General features: G+C 44.0%; 12 protein-coding genes. 3 read left to right on the top strand and 9 right to left on the bottom strand.

All coding sequences use genetic code 11. From position 1 onward, the window contains the following. Positions 1 to 181: 181 nt before the first annotated feature. The 4 genes from Xets_RS22555 to copA all read right to left on the bottom strand — a co-directional run bounded on the left by Xets_RS22555 (position 182) and on the right by copA (position 5,233). The gene (locus tag Xets_RS22555; protein WP_208638550.1) at positions 182 to 508 is read right to left on the bottom strand and encodes an acetyltransferase; all 327 of its coding nucleotides are present in this window, start codon (positions 506 to 508) and stop codon (positions 182 to 184) included. A gap of 469 nt (positions 509 to 977) precedes the next feature. Beyond that, the gene (gene ybaK, locus Xets_RS09035) at positions 978 to 1,454 is read right to left on the bottom strand and encodes a Cys-tRNA(Pro)/Cys-tRNA(Cys) deacylase YbaK (RefSeq protein ID WP_099132518.1); all 477 of its coding nucleotides are present in this window, start codon (positions 1,452 to 1,454) and stop codon (positions 978 to 980) included. 75 nt (positions 1,455 to 1,529) lie between these two features. Further along, complete coding sequence (locus tag Xets_RS09030) at positions 1,530 to 2,342, bottom strand: TraB/GumN family protein (protein ID WP_099132519.1); 813 nt, start codon at positions 2,340 to 2,342, stop codon at positions 1,530 to 1,532. A gap of 143 nt (positions 2,343 to 2,485) precedes the next feature. Continuing rightward, entirely contained in the window at positions 2,486 to 5,233 is a 2,748-nt protein-coding gene (gene copA / locus Xets_RS09025) for a copper-exporting P-type ATPase CopA (RefSeq protein ID WP_099132520.1), read from the bottom strand. Between the two features lie 79 nt (positions 5,234 to 5,312). Here copA and cueR point away from each other — a divergent pair, with 79 nt between their 5' ends. Next, entirely contained in the window at positions 5,313 to 5,717 is a 405-nt protein-coding gene (gene cueR, locus Xets_RS09020; protein WP_187651474.1) for a Cu(I)-responsive transcriptional regulator, read from the top strand. Here cueR and Xets_RS09015 read toward each other — a convergent pair. From Xets_RS09015 to tesA, 5 genes are all read right to left on the bottom strand, one after another. Next, entirely contained in the window at positions 5,708 to 6,169 is a 462-nt protein-coding gene (locus Xets_RS09015; RefSeq protein WP_099132522.1) for an NfeD family protein, read from the bottom strand. The genes cueR and Xets_RS09015 overlap by 10 nt on opposite strands. Positions 6,170 to 6,188: 19 nt before the next feature. Next, a complete protein-coding gene (locus tag Xets_RS09010; RefSeq protein ID WP_099132523.1) occupies positions 6,189 to 7,118 on the bottom strand; it encodes an SPFH domain-containing protein in 930 nt (309 codons plus the stop codon). A gap of 48 nt (positions 7,119 to 7,166) precedes the next feature. Then, positions 7,167 to 8,045 (bottom strand): co-chaperone YbbN, encoded by an 879-nt coding sequence (locus Xets_RS09005; RefSeq protein WP_099132524.1) that lies wholly within the window; start codon positions 8,043 to 8,045, stop codon positions 7,167 to 7,169. Positions 8,046 to 8,116: 71 nt separating this feature from the next. Beyond that, positions 8,117 to 8,896, bottom strand: a complete 780-nt coding sequence (locus Xets_RS09000) for an SDR family oxidoreductase (protein ID WP_099132525.1) — start codon at positions 8,894 to 8,896, stop codon at positions 8,117 to 8,119. A 66-nt stretch (positions 8,897 to 8,962) separates the two neighbouring features. After that, a complete protein-coding gene (gene tesA, locus Xets_RS08995; RefSeq protein WP_187651495.1) occupies positions 8,963 to 9,595 on the bottom strand; it encodes a multifunctional acyl-CoA thioesterase I/protease I/lysophospholipase L1 in 633 nt (210 codons plus the stop codon). Between tesA and ybbA the strand changes: the two genes are divergently transcribed. Both ybbA and ybbP read left to right on the top strand, forming a co-directional pair. Continuing rightward, on the top strand, positions 9,566 to 10,252 hold the full coding sequence (gene ybbA / locus Xets_RS08990; RefSeq protein ID WP_099132526.1) for a putative ABC transporter ATP-binding protein YbbA: 687 nt from the start codon (positions 9,566 to 9,568) through the stop codon (positions 10,250 to 10,252). The genes tesA and ybbA overlap by 30 nt on opposite strands. Further along, a complete protein-coding gene (ybbP, locus tag Xets_RS08985; protein WP_187651473.1) occupies positions 10,249 to 12,681 on the top strand; it encodes a putative ABC transporter permease subunit YbbP in 2,433 nt (810 codons plus the stop codon). Before ybbA ends, ybbP begins: the two co-directional genes overlap by 4 nt. Positions 12,682 to 12,697 lie beyond the last annotated feature (16 nt).

Below are 12,697 nucleotides of genomic sequence, written 5' to 3'. Positions count from 1 at the left end.
AATAGATTGCTGCTAGTTATCTGTATAAAAAGACCATCTGAAAGACAGATGGTCTTTTGTTTACTATCAATAAGGCGTGTTATGCATAATCTATAATAGGAACGGTTAAGACTGAATAATAATCTAATTATTAAATGGCATAGTAATTAATGAATTGTTTTCTCCTTTGGTTGGTTGTTTTTCAAGTCCATTTTTTCATATAAGGTGATAATTTTTTGAATTGCTTTGGTATTTCAAAAATAGTAATTCTTCCTCCTGTTAACTCTTGATTTTTTTCAATGGTGACATTGATATGAAATAAAATATCTTTAAGTTTTATTGGGTTTTTACGTAATAAAAAGTTTTTGGCTATTTGACCAATTAAATAAACTTTTAGAGAATTTTCATTTTTACTAATACCGTTAGATTTTTTTATCTTTGTCTTTGAAATGGCAAAATTGCTTGTTGATATCTCCTTAAATGTTAAAGAAAAATAAGCCAGTAAAAATCCTTCTTTATCTACAATCAAATAGGTTCTTGTTGCGTTTTCTTGTTCAAATCTAATTGATTTTAAATGTAAAAATGATTCTACGTCATGGTTAGATGGACAGGAGAATGAGAGCAAATATTCTTTTGTTCTGTCACTACCAAAGGCTGCAAGAATTTCACTTAGGGTGAGAATTTTCGTTTTAATATCTCTATTGCCTCCTTTTGCTGTGCTTCAAAGTCTATTTTTTCAAAATCATCTTTTGGTTGTTTCCTATTAGCCCTTCTCAGCATTTTAATTGCTTTGGGAACAGTAATAACAATTTGTCGAAAAAATGACGAGGGGGCCATTTCATTCCTCTTCTATTTAAATAACCTAAGTTAATTGAAATAGTAATTAGTGATTTTTGCGCCGTGAGGGAAGTATATCGGCATCATTGTTTATCACAAGGCCCTGTTTTAAAGAAAACAGAGCCAGCTCGAAAAAATTAAGCGGGAATTACAATTTATTTTCAAATTTTAGCAATATCAGAAAATGAACAATTAAGTAATTGGCATAAATCTATGGGGGACAATTCAATATCTAAACCACGTTTACCACCAGAAATAAATAGGGTTGGCAAGGTTTGCGCCTGACTGTCAATCACGGTAGGTAGACGTTTTTTCTGTCCCAACGGGCTAATGCCACCCACTAAATAACCCGTTACCTTTTGTGCCAGTTGAGGATCGGCCATATCTGCTTTCTTGGCCTTGAAAACTTTAGCCACTTTTTTCAAATCGAGTTGCCCAGAGACAGGCGTAACAGCGACAGCAAGATTTTTAGGATCACTATTCAATGAAACCAACAATGTCTTAAAAACCTGATTAGCATCTAAACCGAGTTTTTTCACCACTTCATCACCAAAATTATGTTCATTGACATCGTGGTCATAAGAATGAAGTTTGAAATTAATTTTTTGTTTTTCCAGCAAGACAATAGCGGGAGTCATATTTTTTCCTATAACGATCAATTTATAACTGCTTATCTGTAATAGTTAGCTTTCAGTATGAAACAGGTGAAGTTGCTATGCTTGTATTTTTGCCAGCATCTGCCGTAAGTTATTCTTGCCGTGAAGGTGTAAGGCGCCTACTGCAACCAAATATTTTCCTGCCGGTAAGCGATGTAATTGCTCACTCCATTGACGGTTGCGTTCAGACATTAGGGTTTGATAAATCTCTTCGCAGAATGTCATTGGTATTACCTGATTTTGTTTCTCAGGTTTGTAATTCATCCACCAGCTAATCATAGTCTGTAAAGCACGGGCATTGGTATGCCAATGAGTGATGGTATCTTCCAATAGTGAGATCCCACCGTTTGGCAAATTGGTGAGAAGGCTAACTTGTGCATCAGTTCCTTCCAGCTCGATAATGGGTTTATTGATAGCTTTTGCACTGTTCAGTAATTGGCAATCGATACCATATTGAGGTTGTAACCCCAAATATTGGGCTTGGGCTGCCTGTAATATCAATGCAACTTGCCACGACGGCAATGAATCCAGCAACGTGACTGGATGTTGAATTTCTCGGCAATAGTGTTGTAAACAGGCAAAATGTTCGGGAGATAAACGTTGTGATAGTTCGGGCTGTTCAGGAAACGTTTCCTTGAAAGGGGAATTGACCTGAGTGATATCTGCCTCGACAATCAGCGCATCCACTTGCTCTAGTTGTTCCAACAATACCTCAGAAAGTGGATACATGTTTTTAGTACCCATATGAATGCTGCCAACAATATGTAATTGTTTGTTTTTATTTAAATTGATGTCAAAAGCAGGATAAGGGTAATACTGTTGGGAATTGAACCCTAATATATTACTGAAATATGACATTAATTTTCCCATATTGCATACTCCAATAGCTGGCATTGGGTGGTATGCTAACCTGTTAATGGCTAACAAGAAAGAGAGAAAAGTGCGGGATGAAAAGCTAAACATATTCCGTTTAGCTTTTCATGGGGGGAAAATAAAATTTCCTGGATGTTAGGTCAGGACTTAGGCTTGAAGCGCAATAAGCGATTGGCGTTACTGACAACAGTAATAGAAGACAATGCCATGGCTGCACCTGCAACGACAGGGTTTAATAAAGTGCCTGTGAAAGGGTATAAAATGCCGGCTGCAATTGGAATGCCTAAAGTATTATAGACAAATGCACCAAATAGGTTTTGTTTCATATTACGCAATGTACCGCGGGATAATTCAACTGCATCAGCAACCCCGTGCAGGCTATGGCGCATCAGGGTAATTGTTGCGGTTTCTATGGCGATATCACTACCGCCTCCCATTGCAATGCCAACATCCGCTTGTGCCAATGCAGGAGCATCATTTATGCCATCACCGACCATCGCCACTTTCCTGCCTTCTGATTGAAGTGACCGAATGGCCGCTGCTTTGCCATCAGGTAAAACACCAGCAATTACCTGGTCAATACCCGCTTCCTGGGCGATAGCATTCGCTGTGGTGGGATTATCTCCGGTTAACATAACTAAACGATAGCCTTGGTGATGTAAGCGTTGCAGGGTTGAAACGGTATCCTGGCGCAAGGGATCACGAATGGAAAACAAGGCAGCGATTTTCCCATTGGCTGACAGAATAACGGGGGTAATGCCTTTTTCTGCCTGTGCCACAATAAATGGCTTTAACTCTGCGGTTGCAATCTGATGCTGCTCAAGTAATTTTTGGTTACCCAATAACAGAATAATATCGCCGACTTCCCCTTTAACACCCAATCCCGCCAAGGTACGGAATGCTTGTACTTCAGGTAATTTGTGTCCCTCAACCTTAAGTAAAATAGCTTTTGCCAAAGGGTGATTAGAGCCATTTTCTAATGCACCGGCCCACAGCAATACTTGCTCTTCGGTGAAACCATTAAAGGTGTGGATCTCTGTGACTTGTGGCATACCTTCAGTTAAGGTACCTGTTTTGTCAAAGACAATCGTATCCAGTTGACTGGCATGTTGCAGAGCATCAGCATCACGCACCAATACACCTAATTCGGCTGCCCGTCCTACCCCTGAGATGATGGACATGGGGGTTGCCAATCCAAGCGCGCAAGGACAGGCGATAATCAAGACTGTTGTTATGATGACCAGTGCGTACATAATTTGTGGGGCAGGGCCGACAACATACCAAATCATGCCAGCAATCAGGGCGATAGCAACAACAATAGGTACGAATATTGATGATATTTTATCCGCCAATTGGCCGATTTCAGGTTTACTGCTTTGTGCCTGACGCACTAATTTGATAATGCGTGCCAGGGTTGTTTGGCTGCCAACCGCATTGGCTTTAAACAGTACCGTACCATCCTGAACTACAGTGCCGGCATGGACGGTATCGCCAGTTGTTTTTTGCTGAGGAATGGGTTCACCTGTCAGCATGGCTTCATCCAGCCAAACTGTACCCTGAGTAATTTCACCATCAACCGGAACACGATCTCCTGTTGTCAGGCGCAGTACCATATTAGGCATCACATCGGCCAGTGGCACTGTTTTTTCACCTTCAGAGGTAACTATCCGCGCTGTTGGCGGGGTGAGATCCAATAATCGCTCAAGGGCCTTGGAAGAACGTTGACGGGCACGTTGTTCCAAGGCATGGCCGAGATTGATCAAACCAATGATCATGGCACTGGCTTCATAATAAAGATGGCGCGCTTGGGGTGGAAAAATTTCTGGCCATAAATTGACGCTCATTGAATAGAGCCAAGCTACGCCAGTACCCAGAGCGACAAGGGTATCCATTGTTGCACTGCCATTTTTTAGGCTTTGCCACGCATTGCGATAAAAATGCCCACCTGCAAATACCATGACACCCAGTGTTATCAAACCAATAGTTAGCCAAATGGCGTGGTTTGCCGGTGTAAGTATCATATTGTCGCCTATCATTCCCCACACCATGACAGGCACCCCAACCACTAACGCAAGGGCTGATTGCCAGCGAAAGCGGCGCATATTAGCTTGTGCTACTTGTTGCTGGCGTTCACGGCGTTCTGTTTCATCCTGAATGATTTCCGCACCATAACCGGCCTTGATGGCTGCTTCAACTAAAGCGTTTGGTGATGCGTGGCCTGTGACCAATGCGCTTCTTTCCGCGAGATTGACTCTGGCATGTTCCACGCCATCAACGGATTGCAGGGCTTTTTGTACCTTGCTGACACAGCTTGCACAGCTCATGCCATCCAGCAGGAGCTGAATACTGTCATTATCACTCGCATCATTTTTGTTGTTGTGCTCAACAGAAACTGTTTCTACCGGAGTCGAAGATATTGCCGCTGCCAAAGACTCCGGAGTCTGTGGAACATATATTGCCAGCGGCTCAGTTTTTGGGCAATCGGCTTCCGTGGCTAATTCAGCGTGATATCCGGCTTGTTCGACAGCATGAATTAAAGCACTGTTCTCTGCTTTACCATAGATTTTTGCTGTTTGGGTATCAACTTCTGTGGCGATAACACCTTCTACTGTTTCCAATGCCTTTTGTGTCTTATTTGCACATTTCATGCAGTTTAAACCTGACAGGCGCAATACAACATCGGGCAGGGTGGCAACAGTGGCTTGATAATCTTCGGTAACAATGGCGGCAATCAATTCATCAGATGAAACATTACTGATAACTTTGGCATAATTGAGGTTCACATCCGTCAGCTCAACGCCGGGTATTCTTTCCAGAGCTTTTTTAACCCTGCCGACACAATGCATACAAGTTAGGCCTTGAAGTGCGAGAATGGTGGTTGTGGACATAACAATATCTCCTGATACAGAGTGATATACTTATCATTAAGGCTAAACCTTCCTGCAAGGGGAAGGTCAAGGGGAAATAATGAATATCAGTGAAATTGCCCGTAAGACCGGTTTAACCAGTAAAGCAATTCGGTTTTATGAAGAAAAAGATCTCATTACTGCGCCGGAGCGGGGAGATAATGGCTATCGTTATTACCAGAAAAGGCACATTGACGAACTGATGCTTTTGCGTCAGGCGAAAGAAGTTGGATTTACATTGGAGGAATGTCGCGAATTGCTGCGATTATTTCGCAATCCTCACCGTCACAGTGCCGATGTAAAAATGGCGACCCTGCAAAAAGTGGCGGAAATAGAAAAAATGATGCTGGAATTGCAAAAGATAAAGGAAAAATTACTGGTATTGGTGGCTGAATGCCCGGGAGATGATGGGGCTGATTGTCCCATCATTGAGCATTTATCTGGCTGCTGTAAGCATCACGGTTGATGGGGAATAGGTCTCACCTTTAATGTGATTCCGTCAACGGCGATAACTTCAACTTCGGTATTGGCTGGAAGCTCTTGGTTACAATAAACGCGCCAACTGCCATCGGCCAGTTTGATTCGGCTAAAACCGTTTTCAGTATCCGTGATTAAACGGGCACGCATTCCAATTAACTGGTGGTTTTTCTGATTGAGCGTCTTATCACTAGCCTGACGTGGGCGATGGCGTAGCCAGCTACGCCATGCAATAACAGAAAGCAAGGTCAAGACAGCAAACAGCGTGCCTTGTAGTTCCCAGCCCATATTAGGGAAAATCCATGTGATCAGGGCAACAACGACAGCTGCACTTCCTGTCCACAACAGATATCCTCCCGTTCCCAGCAATTCTGCAATCAGAAGCAGGCCACCAAAACAGAGCCAGAACCAGGCTGGCTGAGTGGCGATCTGTTCAATCATAACAATTTATCCTGTATGGCTATTTATCCTGTTTGCTCTTCTTGCTTTCGGTAATTAATTCGGCAATACCACCAATGGCGCCCATCAAATTGCTGGCTTCCAGCGGCATCATAATAACTTTGCTGTTATTTGAGGCACCAATATTGGTGAGGGCATCGGTATATTTTTGGGCAATAAAGTAGTTAATTGCCTGCATATCGCCATTAGCAATAGCGTCAGAAACCATTTTGGTTGCACGCGCTTCTGCTTCGGCGGCACGTTCACGGGCTTCCGCCTGAAGGAAGGCTGATTGGCGCTCACCTTCTGCTTTCAGGATTTGCGACTGTTTTTCTCCTTCCGCTTTCAAAATGGCTGCCTGCCGAATACCTTCTGCCTCAAGAATATCTGCACGTTTGGTACGCTCTGCTTTCATCTGGGCGTTCATTGCGGAGATCAACTCTTTAGGTGGACGCACATCGCGGATCTCAATACGCGTGATTTTGACACCCCATGGGTTAGTGGCTTCATCGACGATTGCCAGCAACCGGCTGTTGATGGAATCGCGTTGGGACAGCATTTCATCCAGTTCCATTGAACCCAACACAGTACGGAAGTTGGTCATGGTCAGGTTGATGATGGACAGCTCCAGATTGCTGACTTCATAGGCAGCACGTACGGGATCGACAACCTGAATAAAGCAGACAGCATCAATGGTGACATTGGCATTATCGCGAGAAATGATTTCCTGCGATGGTATATCCAGAACCTGTTCCATCATATTGATTTTACGACCGATACGATCAACAAATGGCATGATAATGTGCAGGCCTGGTGTTAATGTACGGGTATAACGTCCAAAACGCTCAACAGTCCATTGATAACCCTGTGGAATGGTCTTAACACAAGTAAAGACGATAGCAATCGCAATAACGATTAAAATCGGTACAGCACCAAAAGAGAGTAAATCCATAACAATTCCCTTACTTAGCTAATTATGGAATATATAAGTTTTCTTTACTTAATAGAGTAAAGAGTATACATGACGACGGTATTTAGATGCCAGAGCATCTCCAGTGCCTAGTGCAGAGAGAATCTCCATCATCGTCTTTTTCACTGCACCCTCGGCAGCAGAAAGATCCTTTTTCAGAAAACTAAATAATAATTCCAAGGCTTCTTCATTACGGCCAACTTCGTGTAATTTCGCAGCCAGTTGTACGGCTAATTCTGCATTCTCTGCTTGAGTTGCCAACTCTTGTTGCAGTTGTCGAATCTCAGGTGAATCAGCCGCCTCTTTCTGGGACTTAAGGCATTCAAGCAATTCATGATAGCGTTCATCTTGTGCTTCTAATGGAATGGTATCCACTATTTTTTGGGCCTCTTCAAGATGATTGAGTGAAAGGTTCACTTGGGCTAGCAATAGGGTAATCTCTGTATCTTGCGGGTTTTCTTGATGGATTTCTTTCAATAAAGGTAATGCCTCCTGATCCTTACCTTCTACAAGTAGCTCGTTAACTTGCTCTAATGGTGATTTTTCCATTTGAGGAAGGAGAGTGGCAAAAATTTTTCTGATAGCCTCATCGGTCTGGATACCTTCAAAACCCTGAACAGGACGAGCTTCTTTTACAAACAGTACGGTAGGCAAGCTACGTACACCAAATTGTGCAGCAATATGGTAAAGTTGGTCACAATTGACTTTGGCCAGAGCAAATTGCCCTGCATATTCATGGGCTATTTTATCAAGCGTGGTTTCTAATTCATGGCAATGTAGGTCCTGTGGAGACCAGAAGTAGAATACGACAAGCTGGTTGAGAGAGTGCTGTACAACTTCGGCAATATTCGATTCATCAATATTAATGATATGGGCAGTATTGTTGTTTGTATTTACGGTTGGTTCCATGGGATTTTTCTCTGAGTCGTTGTAAGGTGATTACATGAATAAATAAGACTTGTTTGTCCGTTTTTCAATGTCTATTTACTTTGCCAGCGCAAGATTCTATCGAGCCATCGCTCAGGGAGTAGACGGCGCATCATTTTTACTCCATGAGTCAATAAGGTAACGGAATAGCGTAATTTCGGGTTAGGGCTTTCCAGTGCATGAATGAGTTTAGAAACGACATCCTCAGGCATCAACGTAAAACGACGAGCAAGGCCTGGATTCTCAACCGGACGATCCTGCTGTGTTTGATTGACATTCTTCGTAAAACGGGTATGGATTGGACCAGGTTCTATCAGGCTGACTTTAATGTCTGTTTTTGCCAATTCTCCACGTAAGGCATCCGACCATGCTTCAAGGGCATATTTACTGGCAGCATACGCCCCACGACCTGGTGTCGAGATCAATCCCATAACAGAGCTGGTTTGGACAATCCGCCCTGCGCCATAAGCGCGTATAGCTGGCAGTAGCAGGCATGTCAGTTGATGGGTGCCAAAGAAATTGGTGGAAAACTGTTTTTCCATCTGTTCGCGGGAGATACTTTCTAATGGACCGTAGACACCAAATCCCCCATTATTGAATAGCCCGAACAAACGGCCGTCGGTTAATTTGATGACTTTCCTGGCGGCGCACTCTACGCTTTCTTTATCATCTAAATCCAATTCGATGGGTTCGAACCCCAATTCATGCATATGTGCCAAATCAGAGGGTTTGCGGCAAGCTGCGAGTACGCGGTAACCACGTTGGTGGAGCGTTTTAGCCGCGACTAACCCGATCCCGCTAGAACACCCAGTAATAAAAATAGCTTTTTGCATAACTTTACCTGTTCACCTGCATCAATTTATGGAAATAAATGATTTACTATTAAGAAATATTTTTACTTAAGGAGAGTTGATATATACCGACAATTTGTTGGACATCCAATCAGCGATAAAGGGTTGTGCGGCTTGATTGGGGTGCAACCCATCATCTTGCATCCATTCTGGTTTGATAGCAACGTGCTCCATGAAAAATGGCAGCAGAGGAATTTGGTTGTGTTCAGCAAGCTCAGGATAAATTTTGGCAAAGGATTCGGTATATCGCTTTCCATAATTAGGTGAAATTCGGATTTGCATTAACAACGGTTGTGCGCCGGCTTGTTTAATCAAAGTAATGCCCTGTTGCAAATCTTGTTCTATGTTTTGAATGGGAAAACCACGCAGTCCATCATTCGCACCAAGCTCTATCAAAACCCATTTTGGATTGTGCTGTTTCAATAATTCAGGCAAACGTTCAAGCCCTTGTGCGGCAGTATTACCACTAATACTGCCGTTAACAATGACTGTTTTTTTGCCGGTTTGTTGCCACTGTTTTGCCATCAGTGCAGGCCATGATTGCTCAACTGGCAAACGATATCCGGCACTGAGGCTATCACCTAATATTAGCAGGGTATCTGCTGCCGCTGCTCTGGCACTGCATAGCACCAACAATAAAAGGAAAAATACATGGCTGTAGAAAGTATTCTTGAAGTTCATCATCTCACTAAACATGTCGGTCAAGGGGAACAGGTAATTAATATATTGCAAGGTATTGAGTTAGTTGTCGAGCCAGCACAGACAATTGCATTAATTGGTGAATCAGGCTCCGGTAAATCAACGCTTCTGGGTATTATTGCCGGATTGGATGATGGTAGTGGAGGAGAAGTTCATCTATTGGGACAAAATATCAGTCGCATGAATGAAGAGCAGCGCGCGCAGTTAAGGGCAGAAAATGTAGGTTTTGTTTTTCAGTCATTTATGTTGATCCCCACTTTGAATGCATTGGAGAATGTCCAGCTTCCGGCATTATTGCGTGGTGAATCAGAAAACCAAAGCCGTGAACAAGCCATTGATCTACTGGGGCAATTGGGGTTAGGGAAACGCCTGAAACACATGCCAGCCCAGCTTTCAGGGGGAGAACAACAGCGGGTGGCTTTGGCTCGGGCATTCTGTACTCGTCCCAAAATCCTGTTTGCTGATGAACCAACGGGTAATCTTGATCGCCAGACAGGAGATCGCATCGCCGATTTGCTGTTTTCCCTGAATCATGATTACGCCACCACGTTGATTTTAGTCACGCACGATAATCAACTTGCGGCGCGTTGCCAGCGTCGCTTACGCCTGGTAGATGGAAAATTGCGGGAGGAAGCATGATCTGGCGCTGGTTTTGGCGTGAGTGGCGTACACCTTCTCTCCTGATTGTATGGTTATCCCTGACCTTAGCGGTGGCCTGTGTGCTGGCATTAGGGCGTATTAGTGATCGCATTGATCAAAGTGTGCATTATCAAAGCCGTGATTTTTTGGCGGGTGACCTTGTTTTAAGGGCTTCGTATCCCGTTGATGAAACCTGGTTGCAAAGGGCACAAGAGCAGAAGTTAACACTCAGTCGCCAAATCTCATTTTCGACCATGACGTATGCGGGAGACATTCCACAACTGGCTCAGGTGAAAGCCGCAGATGAGCGCTATCCTTTGTATGGAGAACTGGAAACCAATCCGCGTGGGTTAAAGCCAGAAAAAGGTTCTGTATTGGTGGCTCCACGGTTATTGACACTATTGGGCGTTAGGATTGGAGATAATATTGACGTGGGAGATACCACGTTGAAGATTCGTGGGGAATTATTGCAAGAGCCTGACAGCGGTTTCAATCCTTTTCAGATTTCTCCCCGAATTTTAATCAATATTGAGGATGCTCAGGCTACCGGGGCGATTCAACCCGGCAGCCGCTTGACTTACCGTTATATGTTTGGGGGTTCTCCTGCCGCCATCCAATCATTCCAGCAATTCGTTGAACCGCAACTAAAAGCGGATCAACGCTGGCTGACATTGAAACAAGATAATAGTGTCATGGCGCAATCCATTGAGCGTGCCCAGCAATTTTTATTGCTATCAGCTTTGTTAACATTACTACTTGCTGTAGCGGCAATGGCCGTTTCCATGGCGCATTACTGCCGCAGCCGACATAACCTGATTGCTATCCTGAAAACATTAGGTGCAGGGCGCTGGGCCTTGCGTCAATGGATCATTGGACAATGGTTGGTGATATTGCTTGCCGCCATAGTGGTAGGTTCCATTTTGGGGTTGGTTTTTGAATCTGCATTGATTCGAATCCTGGCAGGAATGTTACCTAAGATGTTACCGGCTGCGGGAATGTGGCCGTGGGTATGGGCGATAGCTGCTCTGTTTGGTATTGCCGTGTTGGTAGGTATTCGTCCTTATCGCCAACTCATGGCTACCCAGCCTTCACGGGTATTGAGAAGTGATGTAACGGTATCCATCTGGCCATTGCGTTATTATTTACCCATGGTGGCATTAATCATAACAGGAGGATTGGTCTTACTGGCAGGCACTAAGCCGTTGTTATGGTCACTGTTAGCCGGAGTGCCGATTGTCGCGTTGTTTTTGGCACTATTGGGATGGGGAGGATTATGGCTACTGCGCCGCGTGACGTTCCGCCAGTTAAGCCTGCGTCTGGCGGTCAACCGGTTACTGTGTCGGCCATTTCAGACCATGACCCAATTGGCGGCATTTTCCCTGTCATTCATGTTATTGGCTTTGCTGATTATGGCAAGGGGAGATTTATTGAACCAGTGGCAACAGCAATTACCACCGGATAGCCCTAATTATTTCCTGATTAACATGACCCAACCCCAAACGGCTCAAATTAATGACTTATTGGCTAAATATCAGGTAGAACCTACCGATTTTTATCCCGTAGTGCTGGCACGTTTGACGGAAGTGAACGGACAATCTGCGCTGGAATGGGCGAATGAAAAACACCCTAATAGTACTACCGTGCGTCGCGAACTGAACTTAACTTGGAAAGAAGAACTACCGCCTTTTAATACCCTGGTTGCGGGAACATGGCCGCCAAAATCGAACGAAGTTTCTATGGAACAAGGTGTCGCTGAACGGTTAAACATCAACCTGGGAGACAGGCTCACATTCACCGGAGATACCCGAACGTTTCATGCCATAGTAAGCAGTATTCGCAAGGTGGATTGGGAGAGCATAAATCCGAATTTCATTTTTATTTTCGCCAAAGAGACGTTAGAAAATCAGCCCAGAATGTGGTTAACCAGCTTTCATTATCAAGGGGATGGAAGGCTGTTAACGGAAATTAACCGCCATTTCCCGACCGTTAGTATGCTGGATATTGGTTCGATACTCAAACAAGTACAAGGCATCTTGCAGCAAGTTAGCAAGGCATTAGAAATTATGGTTGTTTTGGTAATGATTTGTGGCGGGTTACTGTTATTGGCACAAATTCAGGTAGGTATGAGCCAGCGACAACTTGAATTGGTGGTATACCGCACATTAGGGGCGAGCAAAAAGCTTTTGCGGCGTACATTATGGAGTGAATTTGCCCTGCTTGGTTTTATGGCGGGTTTGGCAGCGGCATTTGGTGCAGAAATCGCACTTTGGTTGTTACAGACTCAGGTCTTTGACTTTCCGTGGCAGCCACAATGGCAGATGTGGTTTCTGCTTCCCATCATCAGTAGCTTACTGCTTTCACTATGTGGTGGCTGGTTGGGAGTCAGGTTATTACGAAAGCAAGGGCAATATCGGCGCTTGCCTGAGTAATCTCTACATCTTTGAT

Source organism: Xenorhabdus sp. TS4, from assembly GCF_014467265.1.
Classification (GTDB): Bacteria; Pseudomonadota; Gammaproteobacteria; order Enterobacterales; family Enterobacteriaceae; genus Xenorhabdus; species Xenorhabdus ehlersii.
This window is presented reverse-complemented; position numbering and strand designations above follow the sequence as displayed.